This window comes from Sorangium sp. So ce296 (genome assembly GCF_051529605.1).
In the GTDB taxonomy this organism is placed as follows: domain Bacteria; phylum Myxococcota_A; class Polyangia; order Polyangiales; family Polyangiaceae; genus Sorangium; species Sorangium cellulosum_D.
In genome coordinates this window covers 7,410,237-7,436,812 of sequence record NZ_CP150325.1, presented here as the reverse complement: position 1 = coordinate 7,436,812, position 26,576 = coordinate 7,410,237, and the positions used below count along the sequence as shown (strand labels likewise).

Annotated in this window: 17 protein-coding genes and 1 pseudogene; 13 read left to right on the top strand and 5 right to left on the bottom strand. The window is 71.3% G+C overall.

The genetic code is table 11. From position 1 onward, the window contains the following. The first annotated feature begins 173 nt into the window (after nucleotides 1-173). Nucleotides 174-1,355 (top strand): sigma-70 family RNA polymerase sigma factor, encoded by a 1,182-nt coding sequence (locus tag WME98_RS27710; RefSeq protein WP_437944704.1) that lies wholly within the window; start codon nucleotides 174-176, stop codon nucleotides 1,353-1,355. Nucleotides 1,356-1,616: 261 nt separating this feature from the next. Further along, on the top strand, nucleotides 1,617-2,129 hold the full coding sequence (locus WME98_RS27705; RefSeq protein ID WP_437944703.1) for an RNA polymerase sigma factor: 513 nt from the start codon (nucleotides 1,617-1,619) through the stop codon (nucleotides 2,127-2,129). Between the two features lie 119 nt (nucleotides 2,130-2,248). Here the strand turns inward: WME98_RS27705 and WME98_RS27700 are convergent, their stop codons facing one another. Continuing rightward, complete coding sequence (locus WME98_RS27700) at nucleotides 2,249-2,506, bottom strand: hypothetical protein (protein WP_437944702.1); 258 nt, start codon at nucleotides 2,504-2,506, stop codon at nucleotides 2,249-2,251. 93 nt (nucleotides 2,507-2,599) lie between these two features. On the opposite strand from WME98_RS27700, the gene WME98_RS27695 reads away from it, so the two are divergent. From WME98_RS27695 to WME98_RS27675, 5 genes are read left to right on the top strand one after another with little or no spacing between them, the layout of a single operon-like run. Continuing rightward, nucleotides 2,600-3,775 carry a hypothetical protein gene (locus WME98_RS27695; protein WP_437944700.1) on the top strand — a complete coding sequence of 392 codons (1,176 nt, stop codon included), beginning with the start codon at nucleotides 2,600-2,602 and terminating at the stop codon, nucleotides 3,773-3,775. A 36-nt stretch (nucleotides 3,776-3,811) separates the two neighbouring features. Further along, on the top strand, nucleotides 3,812-4,405 hold the full coding sequence (locus tag WME98_RS27690) for an RNA polymerase sigma factor (protein WP_437944698.1): 594 nt from the start codon (nucleotides 3,812-3,814) through the stop codon (nucleotides 4,403-4,405). Continuing rightward, nucleotides 4,398-5,420: a hypothetical protein gene (locus tag WME98_RS27685; protein WP_437944697.1), complete on the top strand. Its 1,023-nt coding sequence runs from the start codon at nucleotides 4,398-4,400 to the stop codon at nucleotides 5,418-5,420. The genes WME98_RS27690 and WME98_RS27685 overlap by 8 nt, the downstream gene beginning before the upstream one ends. A 19-nt stretch (nucleotides 5,421-5,439) precedes the next feature. Further along, a complete protein-coding gene (locus tag WME98_RS27680) occupies nucleotides 5,440-7,131 on the top strand; it encodes a DUF1592 domain-containing protein (protein WP_437944696.1) in 1,692 nt (563 codons plus the stop codon). A 15-nt stretch (nucleotides 7,132-7,146) separates the two neighbouring features. Then, a complete protein-coding gene (locus tag WME98_RS27675) occupies nucleotides 7,147-8,745 on the top strand; it encodes a DUF1552 domain-containing protein (RefSeq protein ID WP_437944695.1) in 1,599 nt (532 codons plus the stop codon). A gap of 134 nt (nucleotides 8,746-8,879) precedes the next feature. Here the strand turns inward: WME98_RS27675 and WME98_RS27670 are convergent, their stop codons facing one another. The 3 genes from WME98_RS27670 to WME98_RS27660 all read right to left on the bottom strand — a co-directional run bounded on the left by WME98_RS27670 (nucleotide 8,880) and on the right by WME98_RS27660 (nucleotide 18,297). Further along, the gene (locus tag WME98_RS27670) at nucleotides 8,880-13,463 is read right to left on the bottom strand and encodes an AAA family ATPase (RefSeq protein ID WP_437944693.1); all 4,584 of its coding nucleotides are present in this window, start codon (nucleotides 13,461-13,463) and stop codon (nucleotides 8,880-8,882) included. A gap of 194 nt (nucleotides 13,464-13,657) precedes the next feature. Next, nucleotides 13,658-16,465, bottom strand: coding sequence for a YncE family protein (locus tag WME98_RS27665; RefSeq protein WP_437944692.1), 2,808 nt, complete (start codon nucleotides 16,463-16,465; stop codon nucleotides 13,658-13,660). 344 nt (nucleotides 16,466-16,809) lie between these two features. Beyond that, nucleotides 16,810-18,297: a PLP-dependent aminotransferase family protein gene (locus tag WME98_RS27660; RefSeq protein WP_437944691.1), complete on the bottom strand. Its 1,488-nt coding sequence runs from the start codon at nucleotides 18,295-18,297 to the stop codon at nucleotides 16,810-16,812. A 64-nt stretch (nucleotides 18,298-18,361) separates the two neighbouring features. On the opposite strand from WME98_RS27660, the gene WME98_RS27655 reads away from it, so the two are divergent. The 6 genes and pseudogenes from WME98_RS27655 to WME98_RS27630 all read left to right on the top strand — a co-directional run bounded on the left by WME98_RS27655 (nucleotide 18,362) and on the right by WME98_RS27630 (nucleotide 24,161). Continuing rightward, the gene (locus WME98_RS27655) at nucleotides 18,362-18,859 is read left to right on the top strand and encodes a cupin domain-containing protein (protein WP_061628827.1); all 498 of its coding nucleotides are present in this window, start codon (nucleotides 18,362-18,364) and stop codon (nucleotides 18,857-18,859) included. Next, complete coding sequence (locus tag WME98_RS27650) at nucleotides 18,856-19,749, top strand: dihydrodipicolinate synthase family protein (protein ID WP_437944690.1); 894 nt, start codon at nucleotides 18,856-18,858, stop codon at nucleotides 19,747-19,749. The genes WME98_RS27655 and WME98_RS27650 overlap by 4 nt, the downstream gene beginning before the upstream one ends. Nucleotides 19,750-19,964: 215 nt before the next feature. Continuing rightward, entirely contained in the window at nucleotides 19,965-21,752 is a 1,788-nt protein-coding gene (locus WME98_RS27645; protein WP_437944689.1) for a thiamine pyrophosphate-requiring protein, read from the top strand. Between the two features lie 2 nt (nucleotides 21,753-21,754). Further along, a complete protein-coding gene (locus WME98_RS27640) occupies nucleotides 21,755-22,861 on the top strand; it encodes an enolase C-terminal domain-like protein (RefSeq protein ID WP_437944688.1) in 1,107 nt (368 codons plus the stop codon). Nucleotides 22,862-22,964: 103 nt separating this feature from the next. Further along, nucleotides 22,965-23,491 (top strand): annotated as a pseudogene (locus WME98_RS27635) (FAD-binding oxidoreductase); the annotation flags it as partial. Nucleotides 23,492-23,849: 358 nt separating this feature from the next. Further along, the gene (locus WME98_RS27630; RefSeq protein ID WP_437954157.1) at nucleotides 23,850-24,161 is read left to right on the top strand and encodes a hypothetical protein; all 312 of its coding nucleotides are present in this window, start codon (nucleotides 23,850-23,852) and stop codon (nucleotides 24,159-24,161) included. Here the strand turns inward: WME98_RS27630 and WME98_RS27625 are convergent. Beyond that, a complete protein-coding gene (locus WME98_RS27625; RefSeq protein ID WP_437944687.1) occupies nucleotides 24,127-26,430 on the bottom strand; it encodes a glycoside hydrolase family 15 protein in 2,304 nt (767 codons plus the stop codon). The two genes, WME98_RS27630 and WME98_RS27625, sit on opposite strands and share 35 nt — an antisense overlap. Nucleotides 26,431-26,576: the final 146 nt, after the last annotated feature.

Sequence of the window (26,576 nt, the reverse complement as noted above, 5' to 3'; positions counted from 1 at the left end):
AGAAATCAAACGACGTCCCCGTAAAGCGTCATCACCCGGCGTGCCCCACGCCTCGCCACGTCGGCTCAGCGCCCGCCTGGGGTCCGGAATCCAATGACAACGCAACACCGCCAGCTCCGGAAGCGCGAACGATTTGGAGCGCCGTCGGGTAACCGGCGGATAATGGATCGGGCATGGATGCAAAGGATCCGCGCGGCGCGCCCGCCGGAGCACCGCCGCCCACCTGGGAGACCGTCGTCCGCGAGCACCTCCGCTACCTGCGCGGCTGCGTGGCGTCGGAGCGGATCCCGGCGGCCGACAGGGAGGACGTGCTGCAGGAGGTGCTGCACGGCATCTCGCGGGCTCTCGCCACGTTCGATCCGGCCCGGGGCGAGCTGCGCGCCTGGTTGAAGGCCATCGTCCACAACCATGCATCCATGTACCGGCGCCGCGCCTACCGGCGGCGCGAGGCGCCGTGGCCGGACGAGCCGCTGGAGGTCGCCGACGAGGCGCCGAGCTCCGAGGAGCGCCAGATGGAGCGCGAGCGGCGGCAGCTCCTGTCGAAGCTGCTCCTCGAGCTGCCGCCGGAGCGGCGCGAGGCGGTGATCGCCCACGAGCTCGACGAGGCGGGCATCGGCCATGTCGCGGAGCTGCTCTCGATACCCGCCACCACCGCGAAGAGCCGAGTCCGCCACGGGCGCGAGGAGCTCAAGGCGGCGGCGCGCCGCTGGCAGGCGCGCCATCACCGCCGCCTCGCCGCCCTGCTGCCGATGCGCGCGGCAGGTTGCTCGGGGGAGCGCTCGCGGCGCGCGGCGTCGCGGGAGCACCCGCTGCATCGCGCCGGGCGCGCGCTCCGTCATGCGATGTCCGGCGCGAGGGCACCGCGGCCACGAACGGTCGCCCTCACCTGCGCCTCGCTCGCGGTGGGCGCCTTCGGCGCCGTCCTGACAGCAGGGCTCCTGCTGGTCGGCCACAGCGGCGCTCTCCGCGGAGGCGCGGCATCGCCGGCCCCCTCCATCGCCGCGCATCTGAGCGCAGCCTCGGCGACGGCGCCTGTAGGCGAGGAAGCCAGCGAGCCCTCGTATCTGGCGCTCAACGACGATGCACCGGCGCGAGGGGCGATGTTCTCCGTGAGGACCGGCGACGGCGCGTCAGCTCGTCCGGGTCCCCTGCCCCGGCAACCGCAGCGCCGACCCGACGCGCAGGACGACGACCTGGAGCGCCTGAGGATGGCCGCCGCGGCGCGCGCCATCGGGCACGACGCGCTGGCGCGCACGCTGATGCAGGGGCGCCGCCACGACCTGCCGGGTGTCGGGCCCGCGCCCGGCCGCGACGTGTCTCCGGCGTCCTCGACGCCCGCGGCGCGCTCTCGCTGAGCTCTCGCTGAAGAAGAGCGCCTCCGCGAAGAGCGCCTCCGCACAAGGAATCGCGAGCTCCCGCACTCGGGGTCATCGACGTGGGTCGACTCGACCGTCGAGCCGCGATGCCGGCCCGCGCTCACGAGCGGCGCGCGGCCGCCGCGGGCGCGATGGCGCTCAGGGCTTCTCTACAGGCACCGATTGCCGAGATCCGGTATGCAGACGCGACGCCGCACGACAGCCGCTGTCCCCGAGCGCAGCACGCCCAAGCACCCCGCCATGCGCATTCCCGTGGATCGCATCCTCGCGGAGCGCCGCTGGATCGCCGCGCTCGTCACCTCCGGCGGCGTCCCCCGCCGCGACCGCGAGGATGTGGCGCAGGCCGTGATCGTGGCCGCGTGGATCGCTGTCGAGGCGGGCAGATACCGCCCTGACCCGTCCGTCGCCCCGCGGCGAGCGTTCCTCGGCTGGCTGTTTGGCATCGTCTGGCGCAAGGTAGGGCACCACGTCAATCGCGCCTGGGTCCGCCGGGAAATCCCGGCGGCGGATCCGTGGAGCGCCCGGCCGGAGCCGCCGCGCGACGACGAGCTTCTCCTCGATGCGCGCGAGCGCCTCCTCGCCGTGCGCATCGCGATATCCTGGCTGCCGCAGCGCGACCAGCAGATGCTCGCCCGCTGCGCGGTCGGCCACGGTATCCGCGACATCGCACGCGCGCTCGGCATGCCCAGCTCGACGGCGGTGCGGCAACTCCACCGGGCTCGCAGGAAGCTTCGGTGGTTGCTCCGCCGATAAGGCCCAATGACCGCGATACCGATTTGCGCCAACACACATGTCCAGCTGCGCGGCCACGGTCGGCAGACGCTGGGACCAGCTGGGGTCGAGCCGTCGGCCGTCACGACCTCGTAGCCTGCCTACCGCTCTGGCGTCGCCTCATCTCCCTGTGCCAGTCGACCGACCAGCGCATGGAGATGGGGGGCGCTCAACCTTATCTTCTCGTGCAGCGCCACATGACTGACGCTGGGTCCGCCGCTCTCGGCTACCACGGCCACGGTTTGCCGCAGCCCGAGGTCGGTTCCGGCGTGCAGTAAGATGAGCTCAGCAAATCCCTGGAGGAGGTGTTCTTGGCGTTCGCCGTAGTGCATCTCCAGTACCTTGTGCTCCTTCGCCAATTCCTCATCGTCGGGCAGTCCCGCCTCGATGGTCCGCCCCGGGCGGCGCGGTTCGGTGTAACCTGCGCCGCCGTGCGATCGTTCGAGACTGCCGTGCTGCCCCCGCGCTGGCTCGCGGCCGTCGCCGTGCTCGCTGGCGTCCTGACCGGGGCCGACGCGCGGGCGGAGGTACAGCCCCTGCGCGTCGCGTACGAGGCGCACGAGGGCTGTCCCAGCGCCGAGGCGTTCCTGCGCGAGGTGACCGCGCGCACGGAGCTCGCCCGTGAAGCCGCGCCGGACGAGGCGGCGCTCGAGGTGCGCGTGCACATCACCTCGGCCGAGGGCGAAAGCCGCGGCCGAATCACGGTCGGCACGGAGGAGGACGCGCGCGTCCGCGAGGTCGGCGGCGCCACGTGCGCGGACGTCGTCGCGGCCCTGGCGCTCATCACGGCCCTCTGGGTCGACCCCACCGCATCCCTCGATCCGCAGCGGCCGACCGCGAAGCCGCGCTCGTCCGACGATTCGGACCCCGCCGGGGCCGCGGGCGCCGCCGCGGATCCCACCGGGGCTGCGCCGCCGGCCGGGGCTCTCGTCCCCCCCGGCGGCCAGGCGCCGGAACCGGCGAGCCCGCCGCGCGCGGGGCCGCCGCAAGCCGCGTCCCTGGCCCCAACCGCCCCGGTCGCGCGCCCCGCGACCGCGCCGCCCCGCCCGCCGTCACCGGCCGCCGGTGCATTGCGCTCCCCGCAGCGGCCGCTGCCCTTGGAGCGCCGGTGGACGCTCGGCATCCAGGCGAGCACGGCGTCCGGGGTCGCGCCCGAGGCCCTCCTCGGCGGCGGGCCCTTCGTCGAGCTGCGCGCCGATCTGGGCCTCCGCGCGTCATTTCGCGTCGCAGCCGAGGTGGCCGCCACCGGCGCCATCGATGTCGGGCCGGGCGGCGCCCGCTTCACCCGCTGGATCGGTCGGCTCGACACCTGCGCGGACGTCCTCCGACCGGCGCGCTGGCTCTCGCTCGGGTCCTGCGTGGGCGCGGAGGGCGGCTTCCTCCACAGCAGTGGGCTGGTCGGCGACACGATCACCGAGGTGAAGGACGCCACGGTACCGTGGGCCAGCCTCGGGCTCCTCGCGCGCATGACCGCCTCGCTCGGCGCCCTCGTGCGCGTCGACGTGCACGGTGGACCGCAATTTCCGCTGATACGGCGCTCGTTCATGTTCGAGAGGCCCGCGCTGGTCATTCACGAGGTGCCCGCGGTCACGTGGGCGCTCCACGTCGGCGCCGGCCTCTCGTTTTGATGATCAGACGGTCGCGAGCCGGAGATTGCTCGAGGTGTGAGCCGTGGTGAAGCGCTGACCCTGGTGGAGCTCCCCGCCGCTGTTCCCCCCGAGAGCCGGGCGGCGGCGGGGCGCCTCGCCGCGCTGGTGGCGGAGCACTCGGCCTTCGTGTGGCGCTCGCTGGTGCGGCTCGGCGTGCCACGCGCTGACGCGGAGGACGCGGTGCAGCAGGTCTTCCTCGTTGTGGCCCGGAAGCTCGGGGACATCGAATCCGGCCGGGAGTCGGCGTTCCTGTTCAGCACGGCGCTGCGGATCGCCTCGCGCGCGCGGAGGACGCGGCAGCGGCGCCGGGAGGTCCTCGAGGAGGAGCCCCTCGAGCGCGTCGATCCGGCGCCGGATCCCGAGGAGATGATGGATCGCGCGCGCGCCCGCGCGACGCTCGACGCCATCCTCGACACCATGCCGCTCGATCTGCGCGCGGTCTTCGTGTTGTTCGAGCTGGAGCAGCTGACGACGGCGACCATCGCCGCGATGCTCGAGCTCCCGGCGGGCACGGTCGCCTCCCGCCTCCGCCGCGCGCGCGAGCACTTCCAGGCCGCCGTGAGGCGGCTCGAGGCGCGAGCCCATTTCCGAGGTGAGTGCAATGAGTGATCCTGAGCGCCTCCTGGACCAGAAGGGGAGTGATCTGCAAACGGCGCTCCTCCGCGCGGCGCTCGACGAGAGCGTGCCGAGCGGCCTGACCCGGCGCACGCTCGTCGCGCTCGGCGTCGCCGCCGCCGCGACGAGCGCGGGCGGCGCGGCCGCGGCGAGCGCGGGCGGCGCGGTCGCGGCGAGCGCGGGCGGCGCGGCCGCGGCGAGCGCGGGCGGCGCGGCCGCGAGCACGGGTGGGGCGGCCGCGGGTGGGGCGGCCATGGGTGGGGCGGCCATGGGTGGGGCGGCCATGGGTGGGGCGGCCGCGGCGGCGAGCGGCGCGGCGGTGAGCGGCGCGGCGGTGGGCGCGGCCGCCGGGGGTGGGATCTTGAGCGCGTTCGGGATCGGCGTGCTCGCGGGGGTCCTCACGCTTGGGGTCGTGGAATGGACGGGCGTCGTCAGCGTGTCGGCGCCGGAGAGGCACGGTCAGGAGGCGCCCAGCGCGCCGGCAGCGTTCAGTGCTCCGCCCGCCCGCCGCGCCGCAGAGGCGGAGGCAAGGCGAGTCCCGGAGGAGCGCGCGGACGAGGGGCCGCCTCCAGCGGAGGGGTCGCTTGCAGCGGAAGGGCCGAGTGCAGCGGATGAGGGGCCGCCTCTGGCCGCGCCTGCCGCCCCGGCACCAGCCGCCCCCGCGGCGAACAGCCCGCGCGCGCCCGAGAAGCGCGCGCCGACGCTGGCCTCCGAGCTCGCGTTGCTCGACACCGCGCGGCGCGCGCTGCGGCGGGGGGATCCGGCGGCCGCGCTCGCGCTGCTGGATCGCCACGCGCGCGAGTTCGCCGGCGCTCAGCTCGCCGACGAGGCCGCCGTGATCCGCGTCGAAGCGCTGGCGAGCCAGGGGGATCGCGCGGGCGCCCATGCGGCGGCGCGGCGCTTCCTCGAAGCGCACCCGGGCAGCCCTCACGCAAAGCGTATCGAATCGGCCGCCGGGATCGACGCGCGCGACGAATTCGTGATCCCGGGGAACAGACTCGGAGATTGATACCGCAGGAGGCTTTGTCATGAGGCTCTTGGATGACGTATCTTTACTCTGCTGCGCCTCGGTGCTCTCGCTCTTCGTCTCTGGGTGCGGGATCACGATTCTGGGCAATGGCAATGACGATGACAATGCCGGCGGCGGTGGCAACGGCGCCGCCTCCGGTGTCGTGGGGAGCTCGGGCGTCGGGGGGAGCTCAGGTGTCTGCCACGACATCCTGGCGACGTCCCAGATCCCACGCCTGTTGAACCGGGAGTACGACGCGGTGGTGCGGGATCTGCTCGGCGTGACGATCTTGGCGAGCGCCGACAACCGCCCGCCGTCTGAGGTCCTCGTTTCCGACTTCGAGGGCAGCCTGACGGATCTCGCGTGGAACAGATACCTCGTGGTAGCCGAATCTATTGCCGCCGAACTGATGGCCGGGCCGAACAAGTCCAAGTTCATTGCCTGCGATCCGGCGGCGCCAGGGTGCCTCGAGGCGACGATTCGCGCCTTTGGTCGCAAGGCCTTTCGTCGTCCTCTGATAGAAGAGGAGGTGCAGAGCTTCATGCGGCTCACCACGCTAGAGCCCCCGGGCACGCCCGAAGAGGTCGCTGAGGCCATCCTCGTCGCCTTCCTCGCTTCGCCCTCGTTCATCATGCTCCCCGAGCTGGCGCAGGAGCGAGAAGGAGACGCTATCAAGCTCTCCAGTCACGAAGTGGCGGCGAGGCTCTCGTTCCTGCTCTGGGATTCCGTTCCGGATGACGTCCTGAACGCCGCGGCTGATGCTGGTCAGCTCACCACCAAGGCGCAGATCTTGGCGCAGGCGCGGCGGATGATTCAGAACCGCCAAAAGACGGCGCGGGTCGTGGTCGCCTTCCATCGTGATTTGGCGGAGATTCGCGCAGGTTCGCTGTGGGGGACCCGCGATCACGACACGACCAAGTACCCCGACTATTCCCCGGACGCGGCTCCCCTCATGGTGGCAGAGATGGACGCCTTCTTCGAGGAGGTGGCGTTCGCGGCGGGGTCGCTCAAGGATCTCTTCCTGAGCAACATCGGTTTCGTCAACAAGGACACCGCTCCGCTCTATGGGCTCAATCCCGCGAGCTACGGTACGCAGCTGACGCGGGTGGAGCTCGACCCGAGCGAGCGGCCGGGGTTCTTGACCCGCGTTGGGTTCTTGAGCTCCTACTCATCCTACGCCAGTACGAACCCGATCCTCCGGGGCGCGTTCATCACGAGGCTACTCGGGATCACCCTGCCGCCAGAGCCCTTTATGGATACATCGTCGGTCCCTCCGAACGACTACACCACGAACCGTCAGGTCGTTGAGGCTTTGACCGCCCCGGCGGCGTGCTCCGCGTGTCACGTGCCTTTTACCAATGCGCCGGGCTTCGTGCTCGAGAGGTACGACGCGGTTGGTAAGGCGCAGACGACCGATCCGCTCGGCGGTGCGATCGACGGGACCGCCGACGTCTACTTTAGCGCTGACAACACCAAGACGATCACGACACCCATCGAGCTGATGACCGAGCTCGGCACCGGTCCGGGCGTCAGGCGCCACTATGCCGAGCGGTGGGTCTCCTTTGCCACTCGACGGTCGCCGAACTCGAGCGACGCCTGCGTCGTCGATGAGCTCGACATCAAGCTGTCTGACGACGGCTATACCATTCTCGATCTGCTCGCCGATCTTACCCAAGCAGATTCTTTCCGTCTGCGAGTCGTTGGAGACTGAGAAGGGGATACGAACATGACGAAGAATCTGACCCGAAGAATATTCCTCCGAGGCCTGGGCGGAGCTGTCGTCGCTGCGCCTTTCTTGGGCTCCGTCGCGGAGCGTACCGCGAAGGCGCAGTCGGGCGGCGTCGAAGGTCCGAAGCGGCTGATCGTGTTCTTTACGCACAATGGCTGCGTTACGAATCGATGGTTCCCGAAGAAGGCCCATGGCACCTTGACCGGCGCCGATTACGAGGCGACGACGCTCAAGCACCTCGCCCCCTTTGCGCCCAAGCTCCTGGTGCCCCGCGGCATCCGAGCGATGAACGAGTGGAGCCTCGAGCGGACCTACGGTCAGAACAACGATCTCCACACTCAGGTCATCGGCTCGTATTTCACCTGTCACCCGGTGACGCCCGAAAGCGACAAGTTCAACGCCAAGCCAACCGGCCGCTCGCTCGATCACTTCTGTGCGGAGCAGGTCAACCCCAATGGCGCGCCTCCCCTCGTGATGTCCATGGGCCAGAAAGGGCAAGACACCAGATCGAATATCTCGTACTCCGCGCCCGGGGAGATATTCGGGGGCGTTAGGTCGCCGATCGAGGTCTTCAACGACCTGACGAACCTCTTCGGTCAGGGCCCCGTGTCGCCGGATTCGTATAAGGTGGCCCGCGGAAAGAGCATCGTCGACATCGTGCGAGACGACCTGGCGAGGCTCCAGAGGGTCGACATGAGCCAGTCGGACAAGAGAAAGCTCTCTGACTGGGTGGATCTCCTCCACCAGACATCGGGCACGGTCAGGGCCGAATGCTCCGCAGAGATCGCGGCGGCGCTCGGTTTGACGCTCGAATCCGTGCAGGCGGCGGAAGGTGACGGCTCGAGCTTCGACGTGCCGAAGCGCACGAAGGTCATTCTGGACCTCGCGGTGCTTTCGGCCATCTGCGACCAGAACCGCGTCATCTTCATGAAGTTCCCCCCGGCCGTCGTTTTCAAGTGGGACGGCATCGATCATGACAGAGATTGCGATGGCCTCTCCCACCGCACTGGCACCCAATCGATACAGGGGGATTGCGCGCTTGGTGTGCTCGAAATGCTTCGAGAAATCGACGACTGGTACGCGAAGAAATTCGCATACCTCGTCGGTCGGCTCGACAGTATCGAGGAGGGCGACGTGAAGCTCCTCGACAACACCGCGACCGTCTGGTTCCAGGAATGTTCGGACGGCGCCGCCCGCAACCTCAACAACCTTCCGATCCTCCAGGCCGGGAGCTGTGGGGGCTACTTCAAGGTGGGTCAGGCCGTGAACGTGGACGGCGGCAGCGCCGACCTGACCCGCGGCAACAGCGAGGGTGCTTGCAGGTGGCTGGACGGCCCGTCTGTGCTCAAGTACAACGAGCTGCATAACCTGGGGACTCCGCCGACTATCGCCTCGCAGCCGATCAACAAGTACTTCTGCAACTTGATGAACGCCATCGGGGTGAAGGCCGGTCCGGACGGCTTCCCGGCGATAGGCGGCACGCGAGAGGTGACTCACTTCGGCAAGCACGACGACACCAAGCTCTTTGCCGACGTGAATAACCCACCGGACATCAAGGATCCGGGAGAATTCACGGCTCTTCGCGCGAGCAGCTAATCGTTGCTTGCTCCCCGCAGGCGACGCCGCGCTCTCCGCCGCGTCGTGCTGCCCGAAGGCTGGCGTCGATGAAGTGACAGCCGTGACCTCGCGGAGACGCCGCTTCAGCTGTCGCCGCTCGGCCTTGCTCGTGATCAGGGCGAGCTCTTCGACGCCCGCAGGCAGACCTGGAGCGCCTGCCGGAGGTTCCCGAGCGTCCTGATGCGCGTGAGATCCACGCCGGCCGACACGATCGTCTGAGCCACCTCGGCCCGGAGCCCGACCACCATGCCTCGGGCGCCCAGCAGCTCGACCGCGCGGATCACCGAGATCACATGGTGCGCCGTCACCGTGTCGACGACCTCGACGCCCGTCAGATCCAGGATCGCGAACCTGCACCGCTTGCGCGTGATCGTCGTGAGCAGCACATCCATGATCTGCGTCGCGCGCTGGCCGTCGATGGCCCCGAAGATCGGCATCGTCACGACGCCGTCCCACACCTCGATGATCGGCGTCGACAGCGCCCGTATCGCGTCCTCCTGGCGCAACACGATCTGAAGCTGATCGCGCAGCTCGTCCTCCACCCGCTTCCGCTCGCCGTTCTCGCGGGCGAGCCCCTCGTACAGGAGGGCGTTCTCCACGGAGATGGCCGCCTGCTTCGCCACGAGATCCAGCAGCGCCAGCCGGTCCGCCTTGAACGCGCCGCTCGTGAGATCGTTCTCCAGATAAAGGATGCCTGTCAGCGCCTTCTGCCGCGTGATCGGCACGCAGCACGCCGATTTGGTCCGGCGGCGCGCGACGTACTCGTCGGTCGCGAAATGGCCGCCCTCGGACGCGTCGTCCAGGATCACGTGCTCCCCCGTCCGCTTCACGTAGCTGACGATGGACATCGGCACGCAGCCCGCGGGCAGCGAGCCCCCCTCCGCGAGGCGCTGGATCTTTACCGGCTGCTCGGCGCAGGCGCTCGCGAGCAGCGTGAACTGGCCATCCTGGACGAGGAGCAGGCGGCAGCGCTCCGCCGCCGCATGCTCGATGACGACGCGGAGCAGGTTCGAGAGGAGCTTGTCGAGGACGATCTCGCTGGAGATGGCCTGAAGCGCCCTCACGACCGCGAGCGTGTCCAGCTGCCGGCTGCGGTCGCCCGCGGCGCGCCGGGGCGCGCCGATCGCCGCCTGACGGAGCTCCGGGTACCGCGCATCGAGCCGGTCGACGAGGAGCGCCGCGCCCCAGCGCGCGTAACACGACCGCGCCACGCCGAGGTAGCCGAGCCCCGCGGTCGTGGCCCCGCGGGCCATGTAAAAGCGCGCGGCGATCTCCGCGCAGAGGCCCTCGTCGTGCACGAAGCCGCCCTCCCGGGCCGCGCCGATGGCGCGCTCGTAAAGCCCCATCGCGTCGAGCGCGCGGTCCTCGATCCTGGCGATCTCGGCCTGGATCAGCGCATGTTTGTGCGCGAAGTTCTCGGGGCAATGCTCCGCGAAGCCGCGGAGGCGCGCCTCGTGCGTCGCGAGGGCCTCGCGCCTCCTCCGCGGGTCCTCGGGATCGGCGGGGCTCGCCGCGAGGGTGAGGGCGGCATAGCAGTGATAATCCGGCACCAGGATCTGGAGCACGCTCGCCCAGTACATCTCCTGCGCCGCCGCCGCGGCCCGGGAAGCCTCGTCCAGCTCGCCGACGAGGAAGCGGGCCTGGAGCCGCGCGACATGATACCAGAGCGCCGCGAGCGGCGAGCTCCCGTCGGCGAGCCGCTCCACGAACTCCGCCTCGTCGAAGCCGTCGCCGCTGAACGTCAGCGGGCCGCTCGTCTGGCCCATCATGTTCTTGATGAAGCGCTGGAGGACGACGAGGCAGCGCTCGGCCATGGCGAAGTTCGCCGCTCGCACGGTCTCCATCCGCGCCTCGCTCGCGCGATAGAGCTCCTCCAGCGGCTCCCCTCGCGCGAGGCCGTGCGTCACCGTGCCGAGGGCGAGGAAGGCCGAGAAGATGAGGTTTCCGGACTCGACGGCCGCGCCAAGGCCCCTCCGGATGACCTCGAGGCTCACCGGCAACGGGCGGACCCAGGGCGAGATCATGACCCCGTGGAGGTCCGCCGCGACGCCCAGGAAATAGATCGATCCGCGGCGCTCGGCGAAGTCGTAGGCGAGCTCGCTGAAGCGAACCGCGTTCTTGTAGTCGCCGAACCGCTGCACGAGCGACATCCCGAAGCCGCCGTACGCGAGCGCCGACGCGTCCGCATTGCCGCGCGTCATGCTGAGGTGCACCATCCAGCTGGCCGTCAGGTGCGCGACGTTCTCGTCCATGAACCACGTCGCGACGTAGGTCACGGCCAGCGTGCTCATCACCGCCTGGCTCTCCGGGTCGGCCATCGGCGGCAGCTCGATCAGCGACGCGACGGGGCGATCCCCGAGCGCGCGCCACACCTTGTCGAACGCGGCCTGGACGTCGGCGTCGCTCGGGCGCTCGGGCACGCCCACGCCAAAGGCGCTCAGGCACTCGAGGATGCAAGGCATCGTGTCGGGGCTGAACCGGCTCGTGCAGATCTCGATTTTCACCCGATAGACGGGCGCCTTGTGCAGGAGCGTCTTCGCGTGCGAGAGGAGCAGGGCGCAGAGCCGCTCCGCCTCGTCGAGGTCGCCGTTCTGCTGCGCGCACTCGGCGCGCTCGAGGTGCAGGGCGAAGGCGAGCTCGTGCTGCGTCTCCCAGCAATCCTCGGCGAGCATGGCAATCCCGGCGGCGAGGTAGTCCGCGGCCGGCCGGTAGGCGGCGGAGGACTTGGCCTTTCGCCCCGCGTCGAGGTTCAGCGCGGCGACCCGCGCCCGCTCGCCCCGCTCGCGGATCAGGGCCGCGCCCAGGTTCATCTGGCTGGCGACGGCGAAGACGCTCTGTCCGGGCGCCTCCGTCGAGAGAAGGAGCCGCCCGATGCGGAGGTGCTCCGCCGCGCGCATCTCCTCGGGGATCAGCGCGTAGGCCGCCTGCCTCACCCGATCGTGCACGAACGCGCACGTGCGCTGTCCGAGCGTCACGAGCTCCTCCCGGGCCGCCTCCCGGAGGTGCTCCCGGAGCGCCTCCTCCGGCGCCCCGGCGAGCAGCGCCAGCGTGGCGATCTCGAACTCGTCGCCGATGCACGCGCCGAGCCGCAGCGCTGCCCTCGCCTCGTTCGACAGCCGCTCGAGCGCGCTCGCCGACAGGTCCGCGGCGCCGCCGAGCTGCCCCTCCGCGTCGATCTCGGCGAGGTCCCACCGCCACGCGCCCTCGCCGCCGTCGAACCGCACGAGCCCGCGCTTGTGCAGCGCGGTGAGCGCCTGCGCCGAGAGGAACGGGTTGCCGCCCGACGCGAGGTGCACGCGCTCGGCGAGGGGCTCGGCGGCCTCCGGATCGCAGGAGAGCGTGGCCGCCACCAGCGCGCGCACGTCGACGGCGGCGAGCGGACCCAGGGGGACGCGGCGCACCGGCGCGCCCGCGGCGGTCAGCTCCTCCACGATCGCCGTCAGGGGGTGCGAGCGGCCGACCTCGCCGTCGCGGTAGGCGCCGAGGATGAGCAGGGGGCGCGACGGCGCCGGATCGAGCAGGCGCCGCAGCAGCCGGAGGCTGGCGGCGTCCGCCCATTGCAAGTCGTCCAGGAACAGGACGAACGGGTGATCGGGGGCGGCGAAGACGCCGACGAACTGCTGGAACGTCCTGACGAAGCGGTTCTCCGCCTCGCTCATCGGCAGCCGCTCCACGGGCGGCTGCGGCCCGAGGATGAGCTCGACCCGGGGGATGACGTCGATGATGAGCTGACCGTACCGGCCGAGCGCCTCGAGCAAGCGCGCCCTCCACGCGTCGAGGCGAGCCTCGCTCTCGGTCAGGAGGCGGCGGACGAGCTCCCCGAACGCCTGCGTGAACGTGGAATACGGGATACCCCGCTTGTACTGGTCGAACTTGCCGGAAGCGAACGCCCCGTGGGCCCTCACGACGTGGTGGAGCAGCTCGCGCACGAGCGATGATTTGCCGATCCCCGAAGGGCCGGTGACCAGCGCGAGCGCCGGCGTCCCCGTCGAGACGACGTGCTCGAACGCGCCGGTCAGCGCGGCGATCTCGCGATCGCGCCCGAGGAGGGTCCTCGGGATCTGGAACCGATCCGGCGTGTCGCGCGCGCCGAGCGCGAACGGCGCGACGTCGCCCGCCTCGCGCAGGGCGGCGGCGCACCGCTCGAGATCGTGCGCGAGCCCGCGCGCCGTCCTGTAACGCTCGTCGGGCATCTTGGCCAGGAGCTTCAAGACGATCTCGGACACGAGAGGCGGTGTCGCCGGCGCCACCTCCGTGAGCGGGCGTGGCCGCCGGGCGACGTGGCAATGGGTCCACTCGAGCAGGTCGCTGGCCTGAAAAGGCGGCGCGCCCGAGATCATCTCGTAGAAGAGGGCCCCCAGCGAATACAGGTCGGCGCGGTGATCGATCGGCCGGTTGATCCGCCCGGTAATCTCGGGCGATATGTACGGAAATAGCTCCGGCTGGGCGAGCACGTAGGCCACGAGCTGCTCTCGATCGGGAGCGCCGGCCGGAGGGGCGGCGATGCGGAGCGGGTCGCCGCCCTCCCCGACGAGCAGGCTGCGAGGCGACAGCCGTCCATGGATCGAGCCGTCCTTGTGCAGCTCCGCGAGCGACAGGGACAGGCGCACCGCCGCGGCGAGGAAGCGCGGCATGTCCATCGGCGCGGCCAGCAAGGTGCCGGCAGGGGGGGCTTGCGAGTCCAGGAACGGCTGCATGACGCGACTCTCCAGATGAGCCTGCCTTCTATCGCAGGACGGCCGTCGGTGGCCACGCTTACGTCACGGACGTGGTCGATCTCCGTCGCATCGAGGTGTGCGCAGCGACTCAGGAGATGGGCCGGAGCCTCCGGCGGCGCGGGTGATGGGCCGGTAGGCGGCGAGAGGCGACGATGTGCGCGTCCCCGCGCGGGTCAGGGCGTGTCCGAGGGATCGGCGGGATCGCTGCCGGCGTCTTCTTCGTCGCCGTCGAGGAAGCCGTCGAGATCGCGGTCGATCCCGGCGCGCTCTCCGGAGCCGGGCGGCATGCAGGTATACGTCAGCTCCCGGCCGGTCACGACGGCCAGATACCGGAGCAGCGGTTCGCTGAGCGGCGGGGCGGCGCTGCGATTGGCGGAGAAGTAGCCGCCGCCCAGGTAATGATAGCCGAGCGATCGGCCGAGCAGGGTTGTCCTCGCGACGAGGTCGCACTCGCCGGCGTCGGCGCGCGAGCGCAGCAGGTGGATGCGCGGCGCCGCGACGAGCGCGTTGTGGCGGGTCAGCGTGATCTGCTGGCCCACGATGGGCGCCATGTTGGTCGGGAACGCGAGGATGAGCGACTCGAGCCCGCGGCGGAGCGCGTCGCCCTCCGGCGTGACCGGGATACCGGTCGGGTTCTCGGCGAACGGCGTCACGAACTCATCCGAGAAATCCGAGACCCGGAGGAACCTGAAGATCGTATCGAACGTCCCGTCGTGGATGTAGCCGAACCCCCGCACCTGGTCTCCCATGAACGGGAACTCGTCGAAGGTGTTCGATAGCGGGAGCTCCGCGCCGAACATCCCCACCTTCTGATAAGCGTTGCGCAGGTGCGGGATCTTGAGCACCATCGGCTGGAACTCGAAGGTCGTGAACGCCGTCGTGCCGAAGAACCCCGGGGCGTCGGACTCCGGGTTTGCGGCGGGGTCGACGGCGTGGCAGTCGCCGCACCGCTCGGTGATGTCGACGACGACGTTGTTGAAGAAATCCTCGGCTTGCTGCTGGGCGGGGGTCAGCGAGTTGTCGAGGTTCCGGACGGGGTTCGGCGGGTAGGTCACCTTGAGGATGAAATCGGTGAAGGCCTCCATGTCGGCCTCCGGGATGAGCTCGTGCCGCCCGAGCAGGTCCATGAAGGAGGGCCGGAACTTCTTGAAGGCCGCGCGCTCGTCGAACGTGCCGGTGTCGGGCTGCGCGGAGGGCGCGTCCGGGGTGCCGCCCGTCCGATCGCCGCGCCAGTGCATGGGCCCGTGGTTGGCCATGCCGCGCAGGCTCTGCGTCGTCATCGGGCCCTTCATGGGGTGGAAGTCGGTCGGCATCGGCTCGCCGGTGAAGAAATTCGTGATGTTCCCGAACGGACCCGGGTTCGCCTCCACGGGGGCGTCCGGGTTGCCGAGGTCCCACGCCAGGCTGTCGAAATCGCCGAAGATATGGCAGCTCGCGCACGACGAGTCGCCGTGGCTCGAGGAGAACGCCGCGTCGTAGAGGAAACGCCGGCCGTTCACGATGGCGGGCGGCTCGGGGGTGAACATCGTGACGTGCGCCACCTCCTTGCGCTTCTTGGTGTCGAGGATCGAGATGCCGTTGTCGAACCGCGTCATCACGTAGAGCTGGCGCCGCGCGTGGTCGAGCACGAGCCCCGTCGGGCCGCCGCCGCTCACCGGGATATGGCTCTTCGCGTCGGGGACGAACGTGTCGTCCTCCAGCTCTTCCGTGCTGAAGACGCCGACCTTGCTCGAGCCCAGCGCCGCCACATAGAGCGTCTCGCCGTCGGGGGAGACGGCCATGCCCGTGGGCTGGGCGAGGCTCTTCTTGCTCTCCGCGTTGGGCGCCGGCGCGCAGCAGCTCGCGTAGTCGATGTGCTTGTTCAGGTGCCGCGGCGCGACCGAGCCGCCCCCGAGGACGGTGATCCGGCTCTCGTGGAGGTGCCCGCGCAGGCTGCTGCCGGCGAAGATGCCGGGCCCCTCGAAGCGCTGCAGGTTGAGCGCCTCGGTGTTCGAGACGTAGACCTTCCCGTTCACGGGGTTCACCGCCATGTTGAACAGGATGGTGCCGACGCCGGTGAAGAAGCCGGCGGGGCCGCTGACCTGCTTTGGCGGGCTCGCCATCGCGTCGATCGCGAACACGTCCTTGTCGGGCAGCGAGAGCTTGATGACGTCGTCCCAGTCGCGCCCGGCCTCGTCCTTCCAGTGCGCGCCGTCGTGCTGGACGATGAGGGAGACCTCCGGCGCCTGGAAGCCTTGCGCGTTGGTCGCCGGGCCGAGCGTCCCGCCGGGCCCGAAGCCGTCCGGGATGACCTGCTCGTTGACGACGGTCGTCCGGTTGCCTGAATGGAAGCCCGCCGCGTAGACGCGCTTGCCGTCCGGCGTCGCGACGAGCGCCCTCGGGGTGTCGGTGAACAGGGTGACGATGGTGAGCGGGTCGCCGCCGAGCGACGCGCCGAGGTGGTTCGCGTCGAAGACCCACACGTCGGCGCGGCCGATGCCGGGCGTCGTGAGCTGCGGGTCGAAGGGGACGTTCTGGCCGCGATGCGCCGTGGTGATGAAGGCGCGGCGCCGCCCCGGCCCGGCAAAGACGATATCGCGCGGCTCGTCGCCGACGAGCAGCGTGCGCACCACGCGCCCGCCGGTGCCCCCGGGGTCGAGCTCGACGACGCTCACGCTATCGGAGAGGTGATTGACGACCCACACCTCGTCGTTGGTCCGGGCGGCGACCGCGACCGGCTCGACGCCCACCGGGATCGACGCGCGATGGGAGAGGCCGCCCTGGTGGGCCCGGAAGACCTCGAGGCGGCCGTCTGGCGTGTTGAGCGCGAGGAGCAAGTTGCCGTCGGGCGACATGGCGAGGGGGCGGACCTGGCCGCTCTCGAAGAGGGTGTACGACGGCGCGCCGCGCGCGAGATCGCTCGTCGCGAGCGCGCCCAGGGAAGCGGCCGCAGCGACGGCGAGGCGCGCATGGAAGCGCGCGAGCTTGACATTCGATTGCATGATTCCTCCCTCCCGTTCGTGGGATCCGGGGTGATGGCGGACGACGCTTTCAGGCTAACAGCATTTTCGAATCAATGGCTATCCCTGATCACGGCCGACGCGCGCGGGCGGCCGACGCCGCGCGGCGAAGGGCGTCGAGTCGAGGGCGCGGGGCGCCACGGCATTGGCGCGGATCGCTGTGCGTGCGTGTCGGGAAGGAGTGCGGCGTGTGGGGGAGAAGGGATCTCGCCCTGCATGCGCCTCAGCCCCGTCGCAGGTGGGCGGTCGCCGGCGTCGCTCCGCCGGCCAGGAGCTTCGATTGCATGAGGTCTAGATTGAGCGCGCCGCGCGCGCCCGCGCGCGGCTCATCGGCGCTTCGCGCCGGCGTCGGGCTTGAGGCACGCCTCCAGCGTGTCGCAGATCGCCGACAGCTCCTCGGTGGTGTGCGCCGCGAAGCCGAAGCGAAACGCGGGCAACGACCCGTCGGCGACGTGCGCAGACCCCGGCGTGAGGGTCACGTCGCGCGCGTGCGCGCGTCGGGCCAGCTCTTCCGAGGTCACGCCGCGAAGGCGCAGCCAGAGCGCCAGCCCCCCGCCGGGCGGATCGCACGCGAGCGCGGCGCAGAGGGGCGGCCGCGACGCGAGCTGCTCCAGCAGGTGGTCACGGCGCTCGCGGTAGAGCTGCCGGGCGCGCCGCGCGTGGCGCTGGACCTCGCCGTCCTCGATGAGCTCCGCCACGGCGCGCTCGAGGACGACGTCTCCCTGACGATCGAGCAGCTCACGGACCGAGCTCAATCGCGCGACCACGGACCTGTCCGCGATGATGTATCCGAGCCGCAGGGCGGGGGCGATGAGCTTCGACAGCGAAGCGATGTAGACGCAGCGCGACGAGAGGTCCTTGGTCGCGGAGAGGGGCAAGAGCGGCGCGCCCTCGAAGTGGTACTCGTAGTCGTAGTCGTCCTCCACGATGTAGAGCCGGTAAGTCTCGCAGATCCGCCGCAGGTGCATCCGGCGCTCCGCGGACATCGCCACGGTCGTGGGGTACTGGTGGTGCGGTGTCACGTACACGGCCTTGAGGCGCCCCTTGAGCCGCTTGGCGTGCGCCTCCAGCTCGTCCGTGCGGAGGCCCTCGGCGTCGACGGGCACATGGACGACCTCGGCCCGGGCGAGCCGGAAGGCGCGCCACGCCGGCGCGTAGCCGGGGTGCTCGACGGCGACGACCTCGCCGGGCTCCAGCATCGCCAGCGCGAACAGGCTCAGCGCGCCCTGGCTGCCGCGCGTCAGGACGACCTCCTCCGAGGAGCACGAGAGGCCGCGAGCGTGGTTGACGAAGCCCGCAAGGACATCCCTGAGCACGGGATCGCCCGCGGCGTCGCCGTAGCCGAGGCCCGTCCGGGTCAGCGCTCGGAGGGCGCGCCGCTGGGCGCGGGCGAGCTGGTCCACGGGCGCGATGCGGGCGTCCGGGACTCCGTCGCTCACCGCGATCACGGCGGCGCGCCTCTGGGCGGGCGCCGCCCCGACCGAGCGGCGGCCCTCGGCGTCGGCGACGGCGAGCGTCGGCAGGTTGAGCGCCACCCGGGTGCCGCGGGCGGGGAGCGCCTCGAGCCACCCTTGGGCCACCAGCTCGCCCACGGCGGCGACGACGACCTTCCTGTTGACCTTGAGCTGGGCCGCGAGCGTCCGGCTGCCCGGGAGCGTCGCCCCGGGCAGGAGCCGCCCGCGCCGAATCTCCTGGATGATCGCGCGGCTCAGCTGGGTCTGGCGCGGCACGGACGCGCCGCCGTCGAGCGCCAGGTCGAAGCGCCAGGGCCGACCAGCTGGACCCGTCGATATGTTGGTTCTGGAGCCTCCCATGGGTCCAGCATCGCGCTATTCCTGCTCCTGCGCAAGGCGCTCTTCGCGCCGACAAGGAGCAGATATGGGCGAACGGTTCCATTCAGCAGACTTCGACAAGACGCCGCCGCGGCCCCGCGTGGTGATGCCCGAGAGGCTCGCGCACCCCGCGGTCGAGTCGGACGGGCATCGCGACGCCTACTCGAGGGCGAGGAAGCACCCGGTCTTCTTCGTGGATCTCCCGTCACACGCGATCAGCGTGACCATCGGCTGGCTCGAGCCGGGGCAATCCTCGAATCGGCACCGGCATACCTACGAGACCATCCTCTACGTCCTTGAAGGAGAGGGTTACTCGTACGTGGGCGGGAAGCGCGTCGACTGGAAGCAGGGGGACGCGATCTACGTCCCGGTGTGGGCCTGGCACAACCACGTCAACACCGGAGAGGGGCGGGCGCGCTACCTCGCCTGCGAGAACGCGCCGGCGCTGCAGAACATGGGCGGGGTCGCGCTGCGCGAGGAGGTGCCAGGCCGGGCCGACCTGCTCTTCGACAAGCACCACGAGGCGGAAGGAGGCGCGCGATGACATCCCCTCTCCGTGGGATCGTCGCTTACCCCATCACGCCGTTCACCGAGGCCGGGCGCGTCGATGAGCAGCTCCTCGGGCGCATCGTCGACGACATGCTCGCCGCGGGCGTGCATGCGATCGCGCCGCTGGGCAGCACCGGGGTGCTGCCGTACCTCTCGGACGAGGAGCGCGAGGCCGTCACCGACCTCGTCGTCAAACGGGTGGCCGGCCGGGCGCCGACCCTTGTCGGCGTGTCGAGCCTCACCACCGAGCGGACCGTACGCCACGCGAAGTACGCGGAGCGGGCGGGCGCCACCGCGGTGATGATCATCCCGATGAGCTACTGGAAGCTCTCGGACAAGGAGATCGTGGCGCACTTCGAGGCCGTCGCGAAGGCCGTATCCATCCCCATCGCCGTGTACAACAACCCGGCGACGGGCGGCATCGACCTGAGCCCTGACACCATCGCGCGGCTGCTGCGCATCCCGAACGTCACGATGGTGAAGGAGAGCACCGGGGACGTGAACCGGATGCACCGGCTCGTGCAGCTCTGCGGCGACCAGGTGGCCTTCTACAACGGTAGCAATCCGCTCGCGCTCGCCGCGTTCGTGGCCGGGGCCCGCGGCTGGTGCACGGCGGCCCCGCACGTGATCCCGCGCCTCACCGTCGAGCTCTACGACGCGGTGACGCGCGGCGACCTCGACGCCGCCCGGAGATGCTTTTACCGCCAGCTGCCATTCCTTCAGTTCATCGTCGCGCACGGCCTGCCGCGCGCCATCTCGGCGGCCCTCGAGCTGATGGGCACTCGGGTCGGGCCGCTCCGGGCCCCGCTGCTGCCGCTCGAGAAAGAGCGGGTCGAGGAGCTTCGACGGATCCTGGTCGATCTCGCCGTGCTCCCGGCCGCGTGACGCGCTCTCCGCGTCGGCGCCGCGCGCCGGGGCGCGGCGCGCGGGCCCCTCCGCGGCGCGCTCGCTGCACGCGCGCGGCCGCTCGGCGGCGCCGCACGCGCAGCGCCCGTCCGCACGCGCAGCCGCGGCACGCAGCGCGCAGCGCGGCGAGGCGGCACGGAGTTCGCACGCCTCGCAGGGTCGAGCTCACGTTCCGGGCTCGGGGGGGAAGACTCATGGCGCAGACCGTCGGCGAGTTCCTGCTGAGGCGCCTCGTCGCGTGGGGTGTCCGGCGCGTGTACGCCTACCCAGGCGACGGCATCAACGGCATCGTGGGCGCGTTCCACCGCGTTCCGGACCTGCGGTTCATCCAGGTGCGGCACGAGGAGATGGGCGCGTTCATGGCGTGCGCTCACGCGAAGTTCGCCGGCGAGGTCGGCGTGTGCCTGGCGACCTCGGGGCCGGGCGCGATCCACCTCCTGAACGGGCTCTACGACGCGAAGCTGGACCACCAGCCGGTCGTGGCCATCGTCGGCCAGCAGGACCGCGCCGCGCTCGGCGGGCACTACCAGCAGGAGGTCGATCTCATCACGCTCTTCAAGGACGTCGCCCACGAGTACGTGCAGATGGCGTCCTCGCCCGCGCAGATTCGGCACCTCATCGACCGCGCGATGCGCATCGCGCGGGCGGAGCGCACCGTCACGTGCGTCATCATCCCGAAGGACGTCCAGGAGATGGACGCGGTCGAGGAGCCCCCGCACAAGCACGGCACCGTGCACACCGGCATCGGCTACTCCTCGCCGCGCGTGGTGCCGAAGGAGGAGGACCTGCGGCGCGCGGCCGACGTGCTCAACGCCGGCAAGCGGGTCGCCATGCTCATCGGCCAGGGCGCGCTCCGCGCCGCGCCGGAGGTCGCGCGCGTCGCCGAGATCCTCGGGTGCGGCGTGGCCAAGGCGCTGCTCGGCAAGGCGGCGCTCCCCGACGACCTGCCCTGGGTCACCGGCGCGATCGGCCTGCTCGGCACCAAGCCGAGCTGGGAGATGATGGCCAATTGCGACACCCTCTTCATGGTCGGATCGAGCTTCCCCTACCCGGAGTTCCTGCCGGAAGAGGGCCAGGCGCGCGGCGTCCAGATCGACATCGACGGCCGGATGCTCGGCCTGCGCTACCCGATGGAGGTCAACCTGATCGGCGACAGCGCCGAGACGCTGCGGGCGCTCATCCCCTACCTCAAGCTCAAGACCGACCGCTCGTGGCGGCGCCGGCTCGAGGAGAGCGTCGCCGACTGGTGGAAGGTGCTCGAGGCGCGGGCGATGAACGACGCCAATCCGCTGAACCCACAGCGCGTCTACTGGGAGCTGTCGCCCAGGCTGCCCGACCGGTGCATCCTGACCGCCGACTCCGGCTCGTCGGCCAACTGGTACGCGCGCGACATCAAGATCCGGGAGGGCATGATGGCCTCGCTCTCGGGGACGCTGGCGACGATGGGGCCCGGGATGCCGTATGCGGTCGCGGCCAAGTTCGCCTACCCCGACCGCCCGGTCGTCGCGCTGGTCGGCGACGGCGCGATGCAGATGAACGGCATCAACACGCTCATCACCGTCGCGAAGTACTGGCGCGAGTGGAAGGACCCGCGCCTCGTCGTGCTGGTGCTCAACAACCGCGACCTCAACCAGGTCACCTGGGAGCTCCGCGTGATGAGCGGCGACCCCAAGCTCGAGGCGTCCCAGGCGCTGCCGGACTTCCCGTACGCGGCCTACGCCGAGGCGCTCGGGCTCTCGGGCGTGCGGATCGACCGCCCGGACCAGGTCGCGCGCACCTGGGACGAGGCGTTCCGGGTCGACCGGCCGGTGGTGGTCGAGGCGGTCACCGACCCGGAGGTCCCGCCGCTGCCGCCGCACATCACGGTGAAGCAGGCCAGGATGCTCACGACGGCGCTGCTGCGGGGCGACCCGGGCGCGCGCGGGATCATCCGCCAGGCGTACCGGGACATGATCGAGAGCTGGATCCCGCACCGGGGGTGATCATGGCCGGCGAGAGGCACCCCGCGTCGGCCCCGGTCGAGCGGGTCGAGGTGGCCGCGTACACCATCCCGACCGACCGGCCGGAGTCCGACGGCACGCTCGAGTGGCGCGAGACGACGCTGGTCGTCGTGCACGCGTCCGCCGGCGGCGAGCGCGGGCTCGGCTACACCTATGCCGACGTCGCGGCGGCGCGGCTCGTGGCCGACAAGCTCGCCGGCGTCGTGCGCGGGCGCGACGCGATGGCGGTGCCGGGCGCGTGGGCCGCGATGGTGCGCAGCATCCGCAACCTCGGCCGGCCCGGGATCGCGCAGATGGCCATCGCCGCCGTCGACGCGGCGCTCTGGGACCTGAAGGCCCGCCTGCTCGCGCTGCCGCTCGCGACGCTGCTCGGCATGGCGCGCGACCGCGTGCCGATCTACGGCAGCGGCGGGTTCACCTCGTACACCGAGGTCGAGCTCGCCGAGCAGCTCGGGGGCTGGGTCGCCGCGGGCATCCCGCGCGTGAAGATGAAGGTGGGGCGCGACCCCGCGGCCGACCTCGCGCGCGTGCGCGCGGCGCGCCGCGCCGTCGGCCCGGACGCCGCGCTGTTCGTCGACGCGAACGGCGCCTACGCGCGCAAGCAGGCGCTCGCCTTCGCCGAGCGGTTCGCCGGCGAGGGCGTCCGCTGGTTCGAGGAGCCCGTGAGCTCGGACGATCTCGACGGGCTGCGGCTCCTGCGCGACCGGGCGCCCGCCGGCATGGACGTCGCGGCGGGCGAGTACGGCTACGACCTCGTCTATTTCCGCCGCATGCTCGACGCCGGCGCGGTGGACGTCCTGCAGGCGGACGCGAGCCGCTGCGGGATCACCGGCTTCCTCGCCGCGGCGGCGCTGTGCGAGGCGCGCTCGCTCGACCTGTCGGGCCACTGCGCGCCGTCGTTGCACCTGCACCCGGCGTGCGCGGTCCAGCGGCTCGCGCACCTCGAGTTCTTTCACGATCACGTCCGCATCGAGCGGATGCTCTTCGAGGGCGCGGCGGCGCCCGTGGGCGGCGCGCTCGCGCCGGACCTGGGGCGCCCCGGGATGGGGCTGTCGCTCCGGCGCGCCGACGCCGAGCGCTTCGCGGTGTGAAGGGGGGAATCATGCAGCACATCGAGCAGCAGAGGGAGCGCGCGGCGGCGGAGGACAGGCCCTCCGACCCGTCCAGCGCGAGATCGACCGCGGCGTGATCCGCCTGCCCGGCGAGCGGCGCGTGCGGCTCGCGCCCGCGGCCGGGCCCGAGGTGGAGGCGCTCGCCGACGAGCTCTCGCGCGCGGTCGAGGGCGAGGTCCGCTTCACCGCGGGCGACCGCGCGCTCTACGCGACCGACGGGTCGAACTACCGGCAGCTGCCCATCGGCGTCGTCGTGCCGCGCCACAAGGACGACGTGATCGCCGCCGTGGCCGCGTGCCGCCGCCACGGCGCGCCCATCCTCGCGCGCGGGGGCGGCACGAGCCTCGCCGGGCAGACGTGCAACGTCGCCGTCGTCCTCGATTTCCAAAGTACATGCGCGGCGTCCTCTCGCTCGACGGGCTCGGCGGGATGATCGGCAACAACTCCTGCGGCACGCACTCGGTCCTCGGCGGGCGCACCGCCGACAACGTGCACGAGCTCGAGGTGCTGACCTACGACGGCCTGCGGCTGCGCGTGGGGCCGACGAGCGAGGAGGAGCTCGACGCCATCGTCCGCGAGGGGGGCCGGCGCGGTCGGCTGTACGCCGAGTGCGTCTCGGTCTTCCGCGACGAGCTCTACGGGCTCTTCCCCGACGACCCGGTGGCGTCGAAGCTCCGTCAGCAGACGCACATGTTCGGCGACTATCTGAAGGGGGCGCCGGACGGCGATCCCGGCCGGCCTTTGCTCGGCCCGCGCGGGCGCGAGCTGCCGAGGCTCGACCGGCGCGCCGTGGTGCACGGCCACTGCCACCACAAGGCGATCCTGAGCATGGACGGCGAGCGCGACGTGCTCCGCGGCATGGGGCTCGACGCCGAGATCCTCGACGCGGGCTGCTGCGGGATGGCGGGCGCCTTCGGGTTCGAGGAAGGCGACAAGTACGACGTCTCGATCCGCCGAGGTCGTGCGCATGGCGACGCTGCACGGCCCCGAGGGGCCGGCGGGCGATTACCCCGAGCGCGCCTACCTGCCCGGGCCCGAGGAGGTGTACGTGATGCCGCGCGCGAAGGCGGCGGCGCTCGCGGCGGCGCCGGCGGGCGTGGTGGCGCTCCTCTGGGCGGGCAGTCGACTCGCGCGGCTCGCGGCGGAGCGGCGGCGGGCGCGGCGCGGCCGGTGGCTCCAGGCGGCGGGCGCGGCCGCCGTGGCGCTCGCCGCGATGGGGCTGCTCGGGCGGAGGAAGCCGGGGCTCATCGCCGTCGGGCGCCCGGGCGCCCTCCGGTGACGCGGATCGGCAGGCGGAAGAGCCTCCCGTCCTCGTGCTCGCGCAGGGCCGTGACGAACTCGGCGTGCGCCCACCCGAGGGGCGCCGCCGCGCCGGTCGGCTGGCCGGCGCGAGGCCCGCGATCGAAGACCTGCTCCGGCAGCATCTGGGTCGCGCTCGCGAAGCGCGCCATCGCGTCGAGGTAGGGCCGCATCCGCTTCCGCGCCGCCGCCGAGGAGCCGGACGCCTCGAGCGCGCGCGCGAGCTCGTACTCGGCTCTCTCGCCCGTGAGGATCGGCCACAACATGCCTCGCGTCCGCTCTCCCGTGCGCGGATCGAAGCCATACGCATCGCCGACGTAGCGGCGGAACCCTGGGCCGAGCCCCGGGATCTCGACGCGCAGCGCGGCGTCGCAGGCCGCCACCGAATCGGTGATGTCCGCCGCGAGCGCCGGGCGCACGCCGAGCACGGGGAGCCGGAGAAAGCCGCAATCGACGACGTCGCGCTCCAGCCAGAAGCGCCCTCGCAAGACGTAGCCTCGATCGTCGTTCGGATCCCTCGGGGCGTCCGGGCCACCGGCCCCGTCGACGCGCTCGTAATACCGCCCCTTGCCGATGCTCCCTCGGGTCGTGAACGTCCAGCCGTCGACCTGCCTGGCCCACCGCTCGGCGGTCTCTCTGTATCGGATCTGACGGTCGGGGTGGCCCGTCGCGCCGGCGATCTCCGCCGCGTGGACGAGGGCGGCGCAGAGGAAGGCCAGGGTCGACGGCGAGATGCCCGACACCTCCTCCCATCGATCGAGCGGGGTCCAGGGACCGAAGGCCACGAGGAAGTCGGCGGCGCGGCGCACGAGGTCCCAGCATGCGTCGGCCGCGACGAGCTGCGCTTGATGGACGTGATAACAGAGGTCGATCGGCTGCGCGACCTGATCGAGCTCAAGGCCTTTCCAGTACGGCGCCCCGTCGGACCAGGTGTTCTGGTAAAATGACCCCTCCTTCGATACATGGAGTGATCCGAAATCCCAGGCGCCGTCGGACGCGGAGAGCTGGATGCCGCTCAAAAACCGCGTCGCCGCGAGGGGCGAGCGCGCGTCGCCGGCGGCGAGCAGCGCGAGCGCGATCTGGACGAGGTCGCGCGGCCACACGAGGTGATAACCGCCCGTGATCCTGTCCGAGGTCCGCGGCGAGATCGCGCTCGCTCGGTCGAGCCTGACGTCGCCCCAGGGCACGGACGGCGACGCGATGAAGGCCCCTGGATGCGACCGGTCCTCCAGGGACTTCATGACCGCCACGGAGCTGCGGTAAAGGCGCGCGAGGCCGGGCGAAGCGCTCCCGAGCGGGCGGAGGGACGCCTGATAGGCGCGCCACTGGGCGCGGTACCTGTCGAGGAGGGCGCCGGGCCCCGCGCCGAGCGACGCCCGGGCGGCGCGGTAGGCCTCGTCGATGTCGCGCCCGAACCCGAGCGCCAGCGTGAGCTCGGTGGCCCCAGGGGAGAGCGGGAGCTCCAGCTCCCCGGTGAGCACGACGTCCCCGTCCCGCGCGTCGCGGTAATGCGCGGTCAGCGTGCGATGTTTCGTCAGGTCCCGATAGCCGTCGCTCGCGGTCCCTGAAAAGCCGGCCGTGGCGTCGCGCCATGGGACGGAGGCCACGAGGGCCTGCGCAAAGGGGCCTTGCCAGGCGAACAACCCTGCACCCGGCGCGTCTCCGGTGCTCGCCATGGCGCTGTCGCCGAGCGGCGTGTTCCCCGCGCCGGGGTTGTGAAGGACGAAGAACCTGAGCCCCCGGACCTTCCGGGTGATCTTCAGCCGCTGAAGGACCACGTCGCGATCGGGATCGGCGAAGATCGTCTTTTCGATCCTGAACCTGCCGCCCGGGTCTTCCGAGATCACCCGGAAGGCCGGCACTCCCTCCTCGATCCAGGAGATGCTCCGCCGCGCGTCTCGCCGCTCCTCGAAGAGGCCTCGACCGCCGCCCGTGACCAGGAGCTGGCTGTCCCGTGTTTGCGGGGTGTCGTTCGTCGGCCAGTACACCTCGGTCAGGATGCCGCTCGCTCCCGTGAACCACACGTTGCTGATCGGGGCCGTATCGGAGCGCGCCGAGACCTTCAGGTCATCATCGTAGCTCTCGTACGCGGCGCCGAAGAGATCCTTCGAGCCGTGAGACCAGCTCCCGGAGGACGAGGACCCGGGCGCCGCGCCGGTGGGCGCCGCGGCCCTCGCCGCGGCGGAGAGCGGGAGCGAGGCGCCCAGGATTGCCGCGAGCGCCGTTTTTCCGAGGATCCGCATAGGCATGCTCCGCGCCGCGACCATTGCACAGGCCGTCGGCTGCGAGGTGTGCAACGCATGGTCCATGGCCCGGGCGCGACGGCGCGGCGCGCTGGGCATTGGTCGCGCGTCCCCTCAGCGAGCGAGGTCGCGTCACCACCGGCGCCGGTCCC